This window comes from Brevundimonas sp. AVps23W (genome assembly GCF_058681395.1).
Genome location: NZ_CM178738.1, coordinates 1,298,584 through 1,315,664 on the forward strand (window position 1 = coordinate 1,298,584; position 17,081 = coordinate 1,315,664).

The 17,081-nt window shown below is 65.6% G+C and carries 22 protein-coding genes; 4 read left to right on the forward strand and 18 right to left on the reverse strand.

Annotated features, from left to right (window positions below; translation table 11 throughout):
* Positions 1-45: 45 nt before the first annotated feature.
* Positions 46-1,875 (reverse strand): ABC transporter ATP-binding protein, encoded by a 1,830-nt coding sequence (locus ACW177_RS06335; protein WP_492027757.1) that lies wholly within the window; start codon positions 1,873-1,875, stop codon positions 46-48.
* Between the two features lie 80 nt (positions 1,876-1,955).
* Here ACW177_RS06335 and ACW177_RS06340 point away from each other — a divergent pair, with 80 nt between their 5' ends.
* Positions 1,956-2,621 carry a fused DSP-PTPase phosphatase/NAD kinase-like protein gene (locus tag ACW177_RS06340; protein ID WP_492027758.1) on the forward strand — a complete coding sequence of 222 codons (666 nt, stop codon included), beginning with the start codon at positions 1,956-1,958 and terminating at the stop codon, positions 2,619-2,621.
* Positions 2,622-2,810: 189 nt separating this feature from the next.
* Here the strand turns inward: ACW177_RS06340 and ACW177_RS06345 are convergent, their stop codons facing one another.
* Both ACW177_RS06345 and ACW177_RS06350 read right to left on the reverse strand, forming a co-directional pair.
* Positions 2,811-3,014: a hypothetical protein gene (locus ACW177_RS06345; RefSeq protein WP_492027759.1), complete on the reverse strand. Its 204-nt coding sequence runs from the start codon at positions 3,012-3,014 to the stop codon at positions 2,811-2,813.
* An 80-nt stretch (positions 3,015-3,094) separates the two neighbouring features.
* Positions 3,095-3,340, reverse strand: coding sequence for a DUF4170 domain-containing protein (locus ACW177_RS06350; RefSeq protein ID WP_492027760.1), 246 nt, complete (start codon positions 3,338-3,340; stop codon positions 3,095-3,097).
* Positions 3,341-3,480: 140 nt separating this feature from the next.
* Between ACW177_RS06350 and ACW177_RS06355 the strand changes: the two genes are divergently transcribed.
* Positions 3,481-3,765: a hypothetical protein gene (locus ACW177_RS06355; protein ID WP_492027761.1), complete on the forward strand. Its 285-nt coding sequence runs from the start codon at positions 3,481-3,483 to the stop codon at positions 3,763-3,765.
* 11 nt (positions 3,766-3,776) lie between these two features.
* Here ACW177_RS06355 and ACW177_RS06360 read toward each other — a convergent pair whose 3' ends face one another.
* From ACW177_RS06360 to ACW177_RS06395, 8 genes are read right to left on the reverse strand one after another with little or no spacing between them, the layout of a single operon-like run.
* Positions 3,777-4,571, reverse strand: coding sequence for a 3'(2'),5'-bisphosphate nucleotidase CysQ (locus ACW177_RS06360; RefSeq protein WP_492027762.1), 795 nt, complete (start codon positions 4,569-4,571; stop codon positions 3,777-3,779).
* Positions 4,568-5,923: a TldD/PmbA family protein gene (locus ACW177_RS06365; RefSeq protein ID WP_492027763.1), complete on the reverse strand. Its 1,356-nt coding sequence runs from the start codon at positions 5,921-5,923 to the stop codon at positions 4,568-4,570. The genes ACW177_RS06360 and ACW177_RS06365 overlap by 4 nt, the downstream gene beginning before the upstream one ends.
* A gap of 56 nt (positions 5,924-5,979) precedes the next feature.
* Positions 5,980-6,387, reverse strand: a complete 408-nt coding sequence (locus tag ACW177_RS06370; RefSeq protein WP_492027764.1) for an MAPEG family protein — start codon at positions 6,385-6,387, stop codon at positions 5,980-5,982.
* Positions 6,388-6,390: 3 nt separating this feature from the next.
* A complete protein-coding gene (locus ACW177_RS06375; protein ID WP_492027765.1) occupies positions 6,391-8,223 on the reverse strand; it encodes a M14 family metallopeptidase in 1,833 nt (610 codons plus the stop codon).
* Positions 8,224-8,261: 38 nt separating this feature from the next.
* Positions 8,262-8,894 (reverse strand): hypothetical protein, encoded by a 633-nt coding sequence (locus ACW177_RS06380; RefSeq protein ID WP_492027766.1) that lies wholly within the window; start codon positions 8,892-8,894, stop codon positions 8,262-8,264.
* Between the two features lie 17 nt (positions 8,895-8,911).
* Positions 8,912-9,226 (reverse strand): type II toxin-antitoxin system PemK/MazF family toxin, encoded by a 315-nt coding sequence (locus ACW177_RS06385; protein WP_492027767.1) that lies wholly within the window; start codon positions 9,224-9,226, stop codon positions 8,912-8,914.
* Positions 9,223-9,558: an AbrB/MazE/SpoVT family DNA-binding domain-containing protein gene (locus ACW177_RS06390; protein ID WP_492027768.1), complete on the reverse strand. Its 336-nt coding sequence runs from the start codon at positions 9,556-9,558 to the stop codon at positions 9,223-9,225. Before ACW177_RS06390 ends, ACW177_RS06385 begins: the two co-directional genes overlap by 4 nt.
* Before the next feature lie 42 nt (positions 9,559-9,600).
* Positions 9,601-11,130 (reverse strand): UbiD family decarboxylase, encoded by a 1,530-nt coding sequence (locus tag ACW177_RS06395; protein ID WP_492027769.1) that lies wholly within the window; start codon positions 11,128-11,130, stop codon positions 9,601-9,603.
* A gap of 176 nt (positions 11,131-11,306) precedes the next feature.
* Between ACW177_RS06395 and ACW177_RS06400 the strand changes: the two genes are divergently transcribed.
* Together ACW177_RS06400 and ACW177_RS06405 are read left to right on the forward strand one after the other, a co-directional pair.
* Entirely contained in the window at positions 11,307-11,570 is a 264-nt protein-coding gene (locus tag ACW177_RS06400; protein WP_492027770.1) for a hypothetical protein, read from the forward strand.
* A gap of 109 nt (positions 11,571-11,679) precedes the next feature.
* Positions 11,680-12,000, forward strand: a complete 321-nt coding sequence (locus ACW177_RS06405; RefSeq protein ID WP_492027771.1) for an aspartyl protease family protein — start codon at positions 11,680-11,682, stop codon at positions 11,998-12,000.
* Here ACW177_RS06405 and ACW177_RS06410 read toward each other — a convergent pair.
* The 7 genes from ACW177_RS06410 to ACW177_RS06440 all read right to left on the reverse strand — a co-directional run bounded on the left by ACW177_RS06410 (position 11,997) and on the right by ACW177_RS06440 (position 16,957).
* Positions 11,997-12,653, reverse strand: a complete 657-nt coding sequence (locus ACW177_RS06410) for a Pr6Pr family membrane protein (protein ID WP_492027772.1) — start codon at positions 12,651-12,653, stop codon at positions 11,997-11,999. The genes ACW177_RS06405 and ACW177_RS06410 overlap by 4 nt on opposite strands.
* Before the next feature lie 27 nt (positions 12,654-12,680).
* The gene (locus ACW177_RS06415) at positions 12,681-13,523 is read right to left on the reverse strand and encodes an aldo/keto reductase (RefSeq protein ID WP_492027773.1); all 843 of its coding nucleotides are present in this window, start codon (positions 13,521-13,523) and stop codon (positions 12,681-12,683) included.
* A 33-nt stretch (positions 13,524-13,556) separates the two neighbouring features.
* A complete protein-coding gene (locus ACW177_RS06420) occupies positions 13,557-13,919 on the reverse strand; it encodes an MmcQ/YjbR family DNA-binding protein (RefSeq protein ID WP_492027774.1) in 363 nt (120 codons plus the stop codon).
* Positions 13,916-14,314, reverse strand: a complete 399-nt coding sequence (locus tag ACW177_RS06425; RefSeq protein ID WP_492027775.1) for a type II toxin-antitoxin system VapC family toxin — start codon at positions 14,312-14,314, stop codon at positions 13,916-13,918. The genes ACW177_RS06420 and ACW177_RS06425 overlap by 4 nt, the downstream gene beginning before the upstream one ends.
* Positions 14,311-14,553, reverse strand: a complete 243-nt coding sequence (locus ACW177_RS06430; protein ID WP_492027776.1) for an AbrB/MazE/SpoVT family DNA-binding domain-containing protein — start codon at positions 14,551-14,553, stop codon at positions 14,311-14,313. The genes ACW177_RS06425 and ACW177_RS06430 overlap by 4 nt, the downstream gene beginning before the upstream one ends.
* Positions 14,554-14,577: 24 nt before the next feature.
* Complete coding sequence (locus ACW177_RS06435; RefSeq protein ID WP_492027777.1) at positions 14,578-16,395, reverse strand: gamma-glutamyltransferase family protein; 1,818 nt, start codon at positions 16,393-16,395, stop codon at positions 14,578-14,580.
* Positions 16,396-16,522: 127 nt separating this feature from the next.
* A complete protein-coding gene (locus ACW177_RS06440; protein ID WP_267515980.1) occupies positions 16,523-16,957 on the reverse strand; it encodes a biopolymer transporter ExbD in 435 nt (144 codons plus the stop codon).
* Positions 16,958-17,081: the final 124 nt, after the last annotated feature.

Here is a 17,081-nt window from a genome sequence, read left to right on the forward strand (position 1 = left end):
GGATCCTAGGCACAAGGCCTAGGATGACGAGAGGGAGTGAGTGCCTCAAGCTACGGCCTCGACAGTCGGGGCGCCGCCGTCCAGCGACTGCTGACGCGCCAGACGGGAATAGAGCCCCCCCTTGGCGACCAACACGTCGTGCGAGCCCTGCTCAACCACCCGGCCGGCTTCGATCACATAGATACGGTCGGCGTTGCGCACGGTGGACAGACGGTGCGCGATCATCAGGGTGGCGCGGCCTTCCATCAACCGTTCCAGCGCCGCCTGGACCAGGGCCTCGCTCTCGGTGTCCAGGGCGCTGGTCGCCTCGTCCAGCAACAGGATCGGCGCGTCCTTCAGGAAGGCGCGGGCGATGGCGATCCGCTGGCGCTGCCCGCCCGACAGCCGAAGCCCCGCCTCGCCGGCGCGCGTCTCATACCCCTCGGGCAGGGCGGTGATGAAGTCGTGGGCGGCGGCCGAACGTGCGGCCTCCTCAATCTGCGCCTGGGTCGCGCCGGGGCGGCCATAGGCGATGTTGGCGGCGATGGTGTCGTCGAACAGGAAGGGCTCCTGCGTCACCAGGGCGATATGGTCGCGCAGATCGTGGATGCGCAGCGACCGCACATCGGCGCCGTTGATCGTCACCGCTCCGCCGGTCACATCATAGAAGCGCGGCAACAGGCTCAGGATCGTGCTCTTGCCCCCGCCCGACGGCCCGACCAGGGCCACGGTCTCTCCCGGCGCGACCCGCAGCGAGACCGCGTCCAGCGTCGGCGCCCCGCCGGGCGCATAGGCGAAGGACACCTGGTCCAGCACTACCTCGACCGGACCGGCGGCCAGGGGGGCGGCGTCGGGGGCCTCGCGGATCTCGGCCTCGATATCCAGGGCGCTGAACAGGCGACGCGCGGCGGTGAAGCCCTCCGCCATCACTGTCGCCAGATTGGTCACCTGGCGCAGGGCCTGGCCGGCGGCCAGCAACATGCCGATGAAGGCGGCGAACCCGCCCACCGTCATTTCGCCCGCCTGCGACCGCCAGCCGGCATAGGCCATGACCGCCGCCACCACGACATAGGCGACCATGTCGCTGGACGGACCGGCGAAGGCGCGGGCGTTGGCGCCCTTGATGACGTGGCGCTGGCGACGGGCCACCACCTCGGCGACGCGGTCCTGCTCGGCCGCCTCGCGGTTCTCGATCTTGATCAGGCGAACCCCGTCCAGGTTCTCCATCAGGGCGGTGGACAGGTTCTCGGTCTCGGCCATCGCCCCGCGCGCCGCCTTGCGCGTCTTGCGCCCGAAGCGACGCAGCACCAGCGCGACCAGCGGCACGCCCAGCAGCACGACGATCGTCAGCTGCCAGTCGATGAACCCCATATAGACCAGCACCGCGATCAGGGTCAGCAGGTTCTGGGTGTAGTTGACCACGCCCGAGGTGAAGGCCTCGCGTACCATATTGGCGTCGAACAGCACCGACGAGACGAAACCGCCCGAATGCTGGCTCCGCAGCCGGGCCAGGTCGGCGCGGATCATGGCCCCGAACAGACGGATCTGGATGTCGCCGACAATGGTGTGGCCCAGCCGGTTGACCAGGGCCGCCTGGCCGATGGCCGCCAGGGTCCGCATCACCGCCACCGCCAGGATGGCGGCGGGGATCCAGATAATGGCCCTGTCCGCCGGGAAGCTGACGACCCCGAACAGGCTGATGGGCTCGGTCCCGCCCAGGAACAGACCGTTCACCGCCGGCTCCAGCAGCTTCAGCAGGGCCGCCGTCAGCAGGCCCGTCATCGCCGCGCACAGCACCGACAGGATCAGCGATCCCTTGTGCCGGGACAGATAGTCGCGCCAGATCCGCGCCAGCAGGGCGCGCAGGGGCATGGTGTCGGAGGCGGCGGTCGTCATCGGCTCTCGGTCGGACGGCTTGCGACCCAAGTCAAGCCGCCACAGGTGACGCGGCGGCTCAGTATCGCTATCTGGCGGCCATGGCGCGCTTTGATCTTTCGACCGCGATGGGCCGTTTCCGGGCGCATTGGCATTATTTCTGGGCGGACCACGCCTTTCTGCGCCTGGCGTTTTCCAACGCCCACTGGCTAGGCCCCGACCTGGTGCGCACCAATCAGCCGTCGCCGCGCCAGCTTGCCTATTGGAAGAAGAAGGGTGTTCGCACCGTCATCAATCTGCGCGGACAGCGCGACGAGGGCTATTACTGGCTGGAAAAGGAGGCCTGCGACCGCCTTGGCCTGACCCTGATCGACGCTCCGCTGGACTCGCGCGATCCGCCCCAGACCGACCGCATCCATCGCGCCCGCGCCCTGTTCAAGACCATCGAATATCCGGTCCTGATCCACTGCAAGTCAGGCGCGGACCGGGCGGGCATGATGGCCGTCTTCTATCGCCACTTCCATCTGGGCGAGCCGATCTCGGTCGCCATGAACCAGCTGTCGAAGAAATACCTGCACTCGCGCGAGGGGCTGACCGGCGTGCTGGACTATACGCTCGAGAAATACGTCAACGAGATCGAGCCGCGGGGCGTCAGCTTCATCGATTGGGTCGATAGCCCCGACTACGATCCCAAGTCGATCCGCGCCGAGTTCAAAGCCGGCTGGTGGGGTACGCTGCTGACCGAGAAGCTGCTGAAACGGGAGTAGGGGCTCGCTCTCTCCTCAATCCGTAACCCCTTAACCCGTCACCCTCGGGCTTGTCCCGAGGGCCCACGGTTGGGACGGCTCTGGACGGTGATCGGGCCCCGGCTGGGTGACATGATTGAGGTTGGAATCCGCTTCTGGCGTAGGCCCTCGGGACAAGCCCGAGGGTGACGGATTTTAAGCATGGTGACTTCAGCCCCAGGGGCCACGCGGCGTATCCTCGCCGCGTTCGCGGGCTTCGGCTTCAAGCTCGGCGTCGCGTCGCGCCTTGCGCTCAGCCTCCCACTTCTTGAACCAGCGCGCATAGCCGATCTGCCCCCGCAGCGAAAAGCTGAACAGGACCAGCACCGCCAGCAGGCTGACCAGTTGGAATATCTGTTGCGGTTCCAGGTTCATGGTCGTCCTCGCATCCAGACTTCAACGTGTGACCAGGGAGCCGGTTCGGCTCCCTGGTGTCGCAGGATCAGGCCCGATTTTTAGGCCGCGTCGCCGCGCGGGTCGATCAGCTTGTGGGCGTGCAGGATGAAATAGCGCATGTGGGCGTTGTCCACGGTCGCCTGGGCGCGGGCCTTCCAGGCTTGTTTGGCCTCGTCATAGCTGCCGAAGGCGCCGACGAATTCGACCTGCGACAGATCGCGGAACGTCGGCTCGCCCAGGTGGCGCAGTTCGCCGCCGATGACGAGGTGGAGCAGCTGGGGCGGGACGGAGGATTGATCGGCCATCGGATGTCCTTGAGGGCTGGGGAGGGCTTTTGCCGGGGGGCATAGGCCCAGAACGCCTAAGGATCAATGTATGACAGGGTTTTTCAACCCAAGCCTTACGTCGAAATCGGAACGTTTTTACAGTCCCTGTCTTGTTTGCCGTGGGCCTCGCCATCAGGCATGATGCGGTCATGAGCAGCGATCCAGAAAACCTGACGCTCGTCTTTCTGCGGCGCATTGACGCCAAGATCGATACGCTGACGCTTGATGTGCGCGAACTCAAGGAACGTGTGTCAGGCGTTGAACTAGGGCTGACGTCCGTGCGTCGGGATATCGCGGGCCTGGCCGAAACCGACGCCCGCCTTCAGGTTTCGCTGGACCGGATGCGGGATGACGTCGGCCGCATTCAGCGTCGTCTGGATCTACATGAAGAGCCGGCCGCCTAGACGGGGTTTGCTCAGGTCGATAGCGGCACGTTTTTACAGCGTCGCACGATCAGCGGATGCAGGGCCGGGGCGGCGCAGACTAGACTGGCCTGGCGCGGGTCGGGACGATTGAAAGACCAGGGGCGTCCGTGGTGGTCGCTGACCCGCGCCCCGGCCTCTTCGGCGATCAGGCTGCCCGCCGCCACGTCCCAATCCCATTTCGGCGTCAGGGCCAGGGCGGCGTCGAATGCTCCGGCCGCCACCAGGGCCATCCGATAGGCCAGGGCGTTGCGTTTCGAAAACCGCAGCGCCGGCCACGGCTCGTCCCAGTGCGACCCCTCGATCATCCGCGCGTCGCCCAGCACCGAGGCGTCATCCAGAGTCTCGGCGTCCGACGCCCGCACGAGGATCCCGTTACGCCGCGTCCCGCCGCCGCGCGCCGCCACATAGGTTTCCTGCACCTCGGGCGCGTGGATGACGGCGGCGACCACCTGGCCGTCCTCGATGACCGCAATGGGGACGCACCACCAGGGCTGGCGCTTCATATAGGCGACCGTGCCGTCCACCGGATCGACCACGAAGATCCGACGCTTCGACAGCCGATCAGGCGAGTCCGCCGTCTCTTCCGACAGCCAGCCATAGTCGGGGCGAGCAGCCAGCAGCCGGTCCTTCAGCATGGCGTCCACCGCCAGGTCGCCGCTGGTCACGGGCGATCCCCCGACCTTGGCCTCGATTTTCAACCCCGACTCGCGCTCCGCGACCGCCAGCGCCCCGGCATCGATGGCGGCCTGGCGGATCAGTTCGAGATCGGCGTCCAGATCTGTCATTTGCCTGCTATGGCCACCGCGTCGAACATCAGGCTGGGCACATTGAATCCGCCCCGGAATTCCAGGTCCGACCCGCGTTGGAGGCGCAGATAAAGCTCGGGCAGCTTGCCGGCCACCGTGACCTCGTTGACCGGATAGGCGATCTCGCCGTTCTCGAACCAGAAGCCGGACACCCCGGCGGACCAGTCGCCGGTGTTCCCGTTCAGCGACGGCCCGAACATTGAGGTGACCAGAAGGCCCGTCCCCGCATCGGCCATCAGCCCCGCCAGATCGCGCACCCCCGGCTCCATGTGCAGATTATGGGTTCCGACCCCCGCCGGTCCCGCCAGTCCGCGCGAGGCGTGGCCGGTGGACTGCAGCCCCAGTTGCCGCGCCGAGGCGCTGTTTAGCAACCAGGTGGTCAGCATCCCGTCGTCGAACAGGGCGCGTCGCTCCACGGCGACCCCTTCATCATCGAACGGCGTCGAGCCCATGCCGCGCGGCCGGAACGGATCGTCGATCAGGGTCACGCCCTCGGCGAACACCCTCTGGCCCAGCCGGTCCTTCAGGAAGGAGGTGCCGCGCGCGATGGACGGCCCCGAAATGGCGCCGATCGCCGGCGAGACGATCTGGCCGGCCATGCGGTTGTCGAAGATGACGGGTGCGGTGGTCGAGGCGATCTTGCGCGCCCCGGTCCGGGCCACGGCGCGCTCTCCGGCCTTTCGCCCAATGATCTCCGCGCCCGGCAGGTCGGACAGATGCCGGGTCGACCGGCTTTCGCCGCCACGCTCCATGGCCCCGTCCTTCTCGGCGATGACGCCGACGCCCAGAGAAAAAGCCGAACCCTGATAGTCGCCGTCGAACCCGTGTGACGTCACCAGCCGCCACCGGCTGGACGACCAGGACGCATGTCCGCCCTCCGACCGGGCTACGCCCTCCACCGCCAGGGCCGCCGCCTCGGCCTCGGCCGACACCTGTTCCAGGGCTTCGGCGCTGCGTTCGCTGGGGTCGAACAGGTCCAGTTCGGCGAAGGGGCCCCGCGCCAGCCGATCTTCGGGGGCGAAACCGGCATGAGGATCTTCCGGCGCCAGCCGGGCCATGGCCACGGCCCGTTCGACCAGGCGAGCCCGTGTCTCGGGCGACAGGTCTGAGGCCGACACCGACGCCTGGCGCTGTCCGACAAAGACCCGCAGGCCCAGATCGCGCGACTCCTCGCGCTCAACGTCTTCCAGCTTGCCGTTGCGCACTCCGACCGACAGGGAGCTGCGATCCGCGCTGACCGCCTCGGCGGCGTCGGCCCCGGCCTTCAGCGCGGCCTGGACGATATCATTGAGAAGATCGGTGGAAACAGGCGCGTACAGGGTTTCAGTCATGCCCCGATATGGCGGACCCTTTGCTGCGCCGCAACCTTGCGCCGCAACCGTGCGCCTCAGACCACGGCGAAGGCGATCAGCGCCACGGCCGCCGTCAACAGCGCCACCCAGGTCAGCAGCATGCCGATCACCCGGCCCAGCGACGGTCCCGTCTGGAACAACAGACCCAGGGCATGGACCACGCGACCGACCAGCAGGGTCGCCCCCACGGCATGAACCATCCAGACGGGCGTCCCGACAGCGGCCAGCAGCAGCAGGGCGACCATGCCCGGCGTCGCATATTCGGCGCAGTTGCCGAAGGCGCGGCTGGCGGCCAGCAGATCCGGGTTCCCGCCATCGCCGAACGAGACCATATGTTTGCGTCGACCGCTGACGACTATGCCTGACAGCACCAGCATCAGCAGGATCAGCAGGCCGCTCCACAGGGCGGAGGCCTGGACGGCTTGCATCAGGGGTGTGGTCATCGATCAGTCCTCGCGGCCGACGGGATACAGCAGATAATGGTCGTCATAGAAGGGCGTCCGCTCATAGAACCAGGCCAGCCGCGCCTGCGGGTTCGCCGCAAACGCCGGTTCGGCCGCCAGCTTGGCTTCGAACTCTGCCTTCAGCGCCGGGTCGGCGGCCAGCATCTTCTCGGCCAGCGGTGCGATGGCGTAGGCCTCGATATATTCGACCCGGCTCATGACCTCGGGGAACATGCCCCAGGCGAAGAAGCTCTCGCTGGACTGCGGTTCCAGCAGCAGCACTACGATGTCGCCCAGCGGCTGATCGGTCGGCACCCGCACCGAACCGGTCGGGAAGGTCCAGTCGCGCCGCTCGACCTCGACCGTCTTCACCGAGGCCTGGACGTGACCCTCATTGGCCCGCGTCGCCAGTTTCGGTTCGACCAGGCGCAGCATCGACAGGTTCACCGTGCGCGGCGCCTCGACCGTCTCCATCTCGATCCCGTGGATCTTCAGGCGCTCGATGATGTCGGTGCGATAGCTCGGCACCCAATAGGCCGTCGGCCGCGTCAGGCTCAGCGTCGGCTTGGACCCATAGAAGGGCATCTGCCACAGCTCGGGATCGGGCCGGCCCAGCCAGCGCACCTCGTCGCGACCCGAGGCGGGGCTGTGGTACATCTCGTACAGCACGCCCTTGAAGGGGCGGGTGGAGGAGGGGGCCTCTTCCGCCTCGAAGTTCGCCGCGATCTGGGCCGGCCGCAGGGCCCGGTCCTGATCCGTCGCCGCCTTCAGCGCTGCGCCCTGATCCGCCAGCAGCCGCATGGCCTCCTCGATGAAGACATAGGCGCCAAGCACCCGTTGCTCGTGCGGCTTCAGGCTGTGGTTCTCGATCAGGATCGTCGGCATATGGGCCGCCGCGCCCCAGCCATTGGAATATCGCTCGCCCAGGCCGCCGTCCGACAGCCCCTTCTTCGGCTCGTCGTCGTCGATGCCGAACACCAGTTCGCCGGGGATATGGCCTTCGCGTTCAAGCGCTCCGTTCATCGCCGGCTTGAACACCGTGTTCAGCCAGGCCGAGCTGTTCGGCGACCGGCTGAACGTCCCGTCCTCGCCGTTGAAGCCGTAGGTGACGTCATACTGGTAATCCAGGCCGTCGGTGACGTGGACGTCCACATACAGGTCCGGCCGGTACTTCAGGATCAGACCCCGCACCGCCCGCATCTCGGGCTGGTCCAGCTTCAGATAGTCGCGGTTCAGGTTCTGGTTGGTCGCCGTATTGCGCCAACCCTGAATGCGCGGCCCACGCTGGTTCGGGCGGGAGTAGGCGCTGGCCCGCTCGTGCCCGTCCACGCTCAGGATCGGGATCAGGATCAGGTTGACCCGGTCGAGCAGGGCGTCTTTCCCATAGAAGGCGATGTCGCGCAGCATCATCATGCCCGCGTCCTTGCCGTCGATCTCGCCCGGATGGATGCCGGCCTGGACCATCAGCACCGGCTTGGCCGGATCGAAAGCGGCTCCGTCTTTCGACGCGATCACCGCATAGATGGGCCGCCCCTCCGGCGAGACGCCGAACTGTTCGATGCGGATCAGGTCGCTGGCCTGATCCAGTCGGTCGAACCAGGCGCGGGTGTCGGCGTAGTTGGGCGAAAAGTCATGCGCCGGATCGGCCTCGAACGCCGTGACCCACGGATCGCTCGCGCTGCGCAGCAAGGCCTTTGAAGCCCCGTTCCAGGCGGGCGCCGGCGGCAGGAAGGTTTGGTCCCACGGCGCGGTGTTGGGAAGCGTCTGGGACATGACTGGGCTCACGCTACAGGCTAGGGCGGCAAGAAGGGCCGAAATCAGGGAAGTGGATCGCATGGCCTTTCGTGAGCCGATTGCCTCGACCTGACAAGGCGTCAACCGCCGCCGCCCAGCGCAGGCGCCCAGCCGCCGGCCTTGACCAGCAGGGCGGCTGAGTTCGCCATGCCCCACAGGCTGTAGAGCAGCACCACGATCAGGGCGCCCACGGCGACCCTGCGCCACGGTACGAACGCCGCCGTCGCCGTCCCGGTCACGAAGATCGTCACCCCGACCCACAGCCTTGCCGACCCGGCCAGGCGGCCGAACTCCGCATTCATCTGCGCCAGGATGATCACCACCACCGCCACGATCAGATTGGCCGCCAGAACACAGCCGAACACCAGTCGCCGGTGAGCCCAGAAATGGTCGTCCAGGTCGATCCGCTCGTCGCCGCCCTCGGCCGACACACGCGGAAAGGTCACGCTGGCCGCCACATAGAAGGTCGCCGCAATGCTCAGCGAGACGAGCAGGACGAAGGTGTTGAACGGCGCCCCTCGGAAGATGACCCAGGCCTGGTTCCAGAAAGTCGCGATATCGATAGCCACGAACAGGGCCAGCATCGGCGTCAGCCAGCCGAAACGGATTCGCCGCTTCTCATGCAGGACTCGCGCAAATCCGCCGACCAGTTCGGCGACCGACAAGCCCAGCAGCAGACCATAAAAGCTGAAGAAGAATTCGAACGCGCTCAAGACAGCCCCCCGGCGACCTAGTCTTCAAACATCTCACGCAGAACGGCGAGGATGTCACGAAGCGCTGCGTCATCGACGCAGCCCATCCGCCGAATGAACCTCGTGTGCGCCACCGTTCTAACCTGATCGACCAGCGCCCGTCCCTCACGGAAAAAATAGAGGGGCGGGCGAAAGGGCGTGGCGCGCGATCGGGATGTCAGGGGCACGATCGTCGAGATTCGATACGGCGTGCTCTCTGGAGGCGACACGATCAGACAGGGCCGCGTCTTTCCCTGTTCGCTGCCCTCGACCGGGTCCAGGCGAACCAGCCAGACATCCCCCCGCTGCTTCACAGCTTTTTAGGCTCGTTCTTCGCCAAGGCCGCTTCAAGCGCTGCGATTTCCTCATCGGTCCAGTCGGGACCGAGGGCCTCGTCGTCCGTCCCACTCGTCAGATCAGCCTCCAGCCAGTCCCGATCTTCCTCGCTCAGCCCCTCTTTGGCCAAGGCTTCGAAGTCCTCCGCCCAGCCTTCGCGCACCTTGCGCTTCGCCGGCACGATGGTGACCTTGCCCGGCTCATAGACGAACTCGACGGCAGCCCCTTCGCTGACGCCCAGCGCCGCCAGCACGGGCTTGGGCAGGATGACGCCCGCCGAATTGCCGATTTTCCGAACCTTGGTGCTCATGGCGGCGCCTCGTTACAACAAAGTTATAACATGGCGGCCGCGCTACTTCCAGATCGGCGTCCCGTCGCCCGGCAGACCCAGCCGGCCCCACAGGTCGTTGACCCGTTCGATCACCGCCTCATCCATGCGGATTTCCTCGCCCCATTCCCGCTTGGTCTCGGGCGGCCATTTGTCGGTTGCGTCCAGGCCGATCTTGGAGCCCAGGCCGCTCTCGGGGCTGGCGAAGTCTAGATAGTCGATGGGCGTCGACTCGATCACGGTGATGTCGCGCGCCGGGTCCATCTTGGTCGAGATGGCCCACATGACGTCCTTCCAGTCGCGGGCGTCGATGTCGTGGTCCACCACGATGACCCATTTGGTGTACATGAACTGGCGCAGATAGCTCCACACGCCCATCATCACCCGCTTGGCATGGCCCGGATAGGCCTTTTTCATCGACACTACCGCGATCCGATAGCTGCACCCCTCGGGCGGCAGCCAGAAATCGACGATCTCCGGGAACTGCTGGCGCAGCAGGGGAATGAAGACCTCGTTCAGCGCTTCGCCCAGCACGCTGGGCTCGTCCGGCGGCCGGCCGGTGAAGGTGGTCAGATAGATCGGGTCACGCCGCATGGTGATCGCGCTGACCTGGAAGACCGGGAATTTCTCGACCGAGTTATAATAGCCGGTGTGGTCGCCGTACGGGCCTTCATCCTCGAACTCGTCCAGCAAGACATGGCCCTCCAGCACGATCTCGGCCTGGGCGGGAACCATCAGCGGCACGGTCTTGCACGGGACCAGCTCGGCCTTGGCGCCCCGCATCAGGCCGGCGAACTGATATTCCGACAGGGTGTCCGGCACCGGCGTCACCGCCGCCAGGATCGTCCCCGGATCGGCGCCCAGAACCACGGCGCAGGGCAGGGGCTCCTTCGGCCGGGCCTTCTTGTGCCGCGCATAGTGTTGCGCCCCTCCGCGATGGGCCAGCCAGCGCATGATGGCCTTGTCCTTGCCCAGGACCTGCATCCGATAGATGCCCAGGTTGAAGTCGTCCTCGCGGTCCTCGCTCGGTCCCTTGGTCACGACCAGGCCCCAGGTGATCAGGGGCGCCGGCTCGCCGGGCCAGCACGATTGAACGGGCAAGGCGGTCAGGTCGATCTGCTCGCCCTTCAGCACCACCTCCTGCACCGGGGCCTTCTTCACCGTCTTGGGCCGCATCGACATGACCGTCTGCGCCAGCGGCAGCATCTCCATCGCGTCGCTCAGACCGCGCGGCGGCGTCGGATTGCGCAGGAAGGCCAGCAGCTCTCCGACCTCGCGCAACTCCCCGGTCGTCGTCCGGTTCTTGCCCTCCAGCGTCACCCCCATGGCGACCCGTTTCACCGTGCCGAACAGATTGGCCAGGCAGGGAATGGGACTGATCGTCCCGTCCGGCATGACCGGTTTTTCGAACAGCACCGCCGGCCCGCCGTTCCGCAGCAGTCGGGTCTGGATCTCGGTCATCTCCAGCACGGTGGAGACGGGTTCGGACACCCGCACCAGCTCGCCTTGAGCTTCCAGCTGGTCGATGAAGTCACGCAGGGATTTGTAGGCCATGCCTCCGCCTAAAGCGCCGCGGAACGCCTGTCACCTAGTTCAGTCGGAGGTTTATCCGCAGAACGGTTAATTGACGCTAACCCTATTTGGGGCGACTCGTCGTATTCTTCGAACTAAGGACACGCTTCAGCGCGAACATTCGCGTCAACCTGGTTGCCCAAATTGCGGGACATACGATGACCGTTCTGAAAGACGACATCGCCTCGTTCGAGAGGATGAAAGACGAGCTGGAATCGGCTCATTTCAATGAGTGGGTCGTGTTTCATCGCGGACAATACATTGATGCGTTCATCGACTACGAGACAGCCGCCACCGTGGCTGAGCAGCGTTTCGATTTGGGGCCTTATCTCATTCGGCAGGTCGGCGCTCCGTCAGAGGTTCAACTGACTGGCGGCATGATCTTCACCCCAGCACATGTCGTCAGTTCAGGCCGGGTTTAAATCCGGGAAGAACGGGCGATCCAAGGCTGATCTCCTGGTCAGTCTTGGCCCAACGCTGCTTGTGGATGTCGGCCTCAAGTCTCGAGCTCAAGCGGGGGATCGACCTGACTTGGCCGAAAAGAACATCAGGGCCCTGATCGACACCGGGGCGGGCGGCGATTGTATCGACGATGATCTTGCCCGAATGCTGGGTCTGCCGATCACGGACGAAGGCGAGATCAGCGGCATAGGCGGTCGTCTCCACGCCTACATCTACACGGCGCGGGTATATGTTCCCGGCCTTGACCGCTTGCTCTTTCAGCCCTTCACGGGGGTTCGGCTGCAAGCGGGCGACCAGTGGCACAAGCTGATCCTTGGGCGAACCTTCCTGCGCCAGCATCGCCTCGTCTATGACGGCTTCTCTGGACAGGTGGAGATACAAGCCCTTTAAACCTCGGCCTTCACAAGGCTCGTTCGAGCGAACGCCCGATCCAGTCCCACCAGCGCCAGCCCGACCCCCAGGAAGAAGACCAGCAGCCCGGCGAAGATCGCCAGCACCCGGCCCAGCCCCAGCTCGTCAACATTGACGAACCCATAGGGCCACCAGTGGGTCGTCAGCCCGTGCGCCAGGGTCCAGCCTGCATAAACCAGCGGAAAGGCCAGCCATTTCACTGGATCTATCCACCTAAGTCGTCCCTTGGGCGTGAACCATAGCCAGTCCAGCAGGAAGGCGACAGGCATGACATAGTGCAGCACCAGATTGACCCCGAATGTCAGGCCCTCGGGCTTCCAGTAGGGGGCGATCATGAAATGGTACACGACGCCGACCACCACGATGTACATGGCGATCGCCGCCCGCACCCCTGCGCCGGCGGTCCACCGGGCCACGCGGCTGCCCGGTCTCATCAGCGGCCCCGTCAGGGCCAGGGCGACCAGGATATTGGTTAGAATGGTGAAGAAGCTGAAGTAGTTGACCGTGCGCTCCAGCACGGCCCACCCCTCGACCGGCGCCGCCATCAGCAGATATTGCAGCGCCAGCGCCGCCCAGCCGGTCACGGCGAAGGCGGCCCGCCACAGACGCGGGCGATCCCGTTCACGCAACATGTGCGCCCCCTAAAAACAGTCAGTCGATCAGGCGGCGGCCTTGTCCCACTGATAGGTCGGATCCAGCCAGTCGCCCAGCCGCTCGCCGCGATTCAGGGCGTCCATCCGTTGCATATCCTCGCCCGACAGTTCGAAGTCGAAGATGTCGAAATTTTCGCGCGCCCGGCTTTCCTTCGTCGTGCGCGGAATGGCGATGATCCGGTTCTGGATCAGCCACCGCAGCGTGACCTGGCCGTTGGTCTTGCCGTGCGCCTCGGCGATTTCGGAGATGGTCGCGTCGTCGGCGATCTTGCCCTGGGCCAGCGGCGACCAGGCGGTGATCGACGAGCCCAGCTCGCCCGCCGTCGCCACCAACTGATTGATTCCCAGATAGGGATGGTGCTCGACCTGGTTGGTGATCAACCGCGCCTTGGACAGGCTCTGCGCCTGGCGGAATTCCTTCGACGGGAAGTTGGACAGGCCGATCGACTTGGTCAGGCCCTGGTCCTTGGCCTCGTTCAGCGCGCCCAGGGTCTCCTCGAACCTCGGCGTCGGCCGGGGCCAGTGCAGCAGCAACAAGTCCGGCGTCGTCCCCAGGCTTTCGGCCGACTCCCTGGCCTGGTTCAGCAGGGCGTCATGCGCAAAATGATCGACCCAGATCTTGGTGGTCAGGAAGATGTCCTCGCGCGGCACCCCCGAATCCCGGATGCCTTCGCCGACCGCCTTCTCGTTCTTGTAGATCCAGGCCGTATCGATGTGGCGATAGCCGATCCGCAGCGCCTCGGCGACCATCCGGCGCGCGTCCGTCGGCTCCAACTGCCAGGTGCCGAAGCCCAGCAGGGGGATCTCGACGCCATCGACGGTGATAGTGGGCTGATCGCCATAGGCCATGGGGAAATCCTTCTTACTCGCGGAGGGGCAGAGTTAGGCGCCCGACCTCTCCGCCGAAAGGACCGGGTGCTGTTTCGACAGCTTTTTCGGCGCGACCCGCCGCCATCGTCGTTCCAGCATGGCCTTCAGCCACACGGGATCGACCGCGGCGATCCGAGCCAGCACGATCGGATAGTCGCGATAATGGTCGGTGAAATGAAAGGTTGCGGGGTCCATCTCGATCAACAGCTCACGCTCATCCAGATTATCCAGATGCACCACGATACTGTCGTCCAGCTTCGGACGCAGCCAGGTGAAGAACTTTCCCGCCACCTTGAACGACGGCTCGCCATAAGACACGCCGTCCTCGACGCCGGGGAAGGACAACAGCAGGGCGCGCACCTCGTCGTGGGTCACGGCGCGATAAGCTCCAGCTCGGGAAAATAGGTCCGATACCGTGCGTCGTCGCGCGTCAGCAGCCTGTGGCCGGCGACCAGGGCGTGGGCGCCGATGAAGAAGTCGGGCAGGGGCGAGGCCCGAACACCGCCTCGCCGACGATAGGCCTGAAAGGCTTTTCCGGCCAGAAAGGCGGCCTGGAACGGCAGGTCCTCCCGTTCGAACGGGGCCAGCAGTTCTTCCGCCGTCTCTGCGTCCACAAAGGGAATGGAGACCTCGGCGTAGATGATCGGGTTGATCACCAGCGACCCTCCCGCGTTCAGGATCGCGGTGGCCTGGCCTGCCGACCAGTCATGCCAAGGCAAGGTTTTGTCGATCAGGTCGATCAGCACATTGCTATCGACCAGAACCCTCATTCGCCGCGCGTCATCTCCATGACGTCGTCCGTCGTCATGGTCAGGGCTGGGCGGTACCTCTGCATATGCTCGATCAGCGCCCGTCCACGGTCCTGCGCCGCTTTTGGCCGGTCGTTGGCCGCACGAATGGTCAGGACGCCGCTGTCGATCCGGACCGACAATTCGTCGTCAGGCCCGAACCCGGCCTGTTCGACCAGTTCCGCCGGAATAACGACCTGACCCTGAGCGCCGATCTTCATGCCCCGACCATAACATCGCGGGCCTCAATAGGCGATGGCGATCCCGTCCTTGCGCATCTCGGTCGCCGCGCCATAGGTCCAGCGGCCGCCGGGGTTCATCTGTTTCATGACGTTCTGATAGCCGCCGAACCCGCCGTCCGGCTCGCCCAGGGTCCAGCCCATGGCCCGCAGCTGCGCCTTGGTCGTGTCGGGCACCCCGCTCTCCAGGTGCAGCACCCCGGTCCCCTCCTGCGGCTGGCCGGTCGGTTCGGATGAGCCATAGTGCTGCCAGCGCGGGGCGTCGCCCGCCGCCTGGGGCTCCAGGCCGTAATCGACCATGTTGATGATGATCTGGGCCTGGCCCTGCGGCTGCATGGCGCCGCCCATCACGCCGAACGCCATCCAGGGCTCGCCGTCCTTGACCGCAAAACCGGGGATGATGGTCTGGAACGGCCGCTTGCCGGGCGCATAGACATTGGGGTGGCCGTCGGTCAGGGCGAACAGCTCGCCCCGGTCCTGGAACATGAAGCCCAGCGGCTCCGAACCATTGTCCGGCGCCAGGCCCGAGCCCATGCCGCGATAGTTGGACTGGATCCAGCTGACCATCATCCCGTCGCTGTCGGCGACGCTGAAATAGGTGGTGTCGCCATGGTGCGGGGCGTCGCCCGGCATGACGCGGTCCATCACCCGGTCCGGCCGGATCAGCCTGGCCCGTTCAGCGGCATAGGCCTTGGAGTTCAGCCATTCGACCGGGGTCTTGGAGAACCGGTCGTCGGCGAACCAGCGCGCCCGGTCCTCGAACGCCAGTCGCTTGGCCTCGGCCTGGACGTGCAGCGAGGCGGCGGACTGGAAGCCCATGGATTTCAGATCGAACTGTTCGCAGATGTTCAGGATCTGGTTGGTCGACAGGCCCTGGGTGTTCGGCCCCAGGCCGAAGACGTCCACCCCGCGATAGTTGGTCTGGATCGGCTGGACCCATTCGGTGTGGTGGGCGGCCATGTCGGCGCGGGTCATCCAGCCGCCGATCCGTTTGAAATAGGCCTCGATCTGATCGGCGATGGGGCCGTCATAGAAGGCGTCGCGGCCGCCCTCGGCGATCATCCGCAGCGTCTTGCCCAGGAAGGGATTGGCGAAGACCTCGCCCACCTTGGGCGTCGCCCCGCCGGCGGCCCAGATGCGCTTGCGGTTGTCGTTCTCCTCGATGGTGATCACGCCCCGGTCGAAGGCCGCCATATTGCGTTCCAGGTAGTAGGCGATGACCTGGGGCATGGGGACGCCCTGTTCGCACAGCTCGGCGACGGGCAGCAGCACATCCTTCCACGGCAGCTTGCCATAGCGTTGATGCGCGCTCCACCAGGCGTCCACCGTGCCCGGCACATTCACCGTCACGGCGCCATAACGTGGCAGATAACCCTCAATGGCCTTGGACCGCGCCGTCTCCAGGCTCAGACCGCGCGGACTGGCGCCCGAACCGTTCAGCCCGACCACCTTCTTCTGTTTCGGGTCCCACAGCAGGCAATAGGCGTCGCCGCCGATGCCGTTGGCCACCGGCTCCAGAAAGCCCAGGGCCGCATTGATGGCTATGGCCGCGTCGATGGCCGATCCGCCGCGTCTCAGGGTGTCGATGCCGATCAGGCTGGCCGCGGGATGCGCCGTCGCCGCCGCCCCGTTCGCGCCCCAGACGGTCGAGCGGCCCATGAATTTCGGTCCCGTGATCCGGTCGCCGATGCCGACCCCGGCATAGGGATCGGCGGGGCGGGCAGGCGAGGGCGGTGCGGAGGCCGGTGTCGGCTGCTGCGCCTGGGCTGCGGTCGTGGCCAGCACCCCGACGGGCAGGGCGGACAGGAAGGTGCGACGACGCATGGGCGAACTCCTCGAACGACCGATCCGGCATCAAGGCGGTCAGCGCGCGCGGGAGCAAGCCTTGCCGCAAAGAAAAAGGCCGCGTCCCTTTCGGAACGCGGCCCTGATCCTGGATAGAACCTCGGTCCTATTCGATGTCTTCGTTCAGCAGGCCGACCTTGAAGAAGCCGTTCTCCTGCATCTTGTTCATGACTTCCATGAACTGCGAATATTTCACTTCCGGCTGAGCGCGGACGAAGACGCGCTCTTCCTGGCAGGAACCGCCGCCCAGGGCGGTGCAGACGTCGGCGGCCAGATTGTCGATCGAGGTTTGCTTCTCGGCGATGAACAGCTGACCGGTGTCCTGGATGGTGATGTACACCGGTTCCTTTTCTTCGGTCGGGTTCACCGGCGGCTGCGCCGGCGGCAGGTCGAGGCGGATCGACACCGTCGCCATCGGCGCGGCGACCATGAAGATGATCATCAGCACCAGCAGAATGTCGATGAACGGCGTGATGTTGATGTCCGCCGTTTGTTCGATCGTGTGCTTGTCCCCACCGGAACCGCCGATCTTCGCAGCCATGCCTAATCTCCGTTACCGCCGGCCGCGATCCGCGCCGACATTTCCCTATGGATCGCTCGAGAGCTTGATCGGTTCTTGGCGTCCCGATGCGCGCTTGTAAAGCGGTTCTAAACGATCCGGCGTT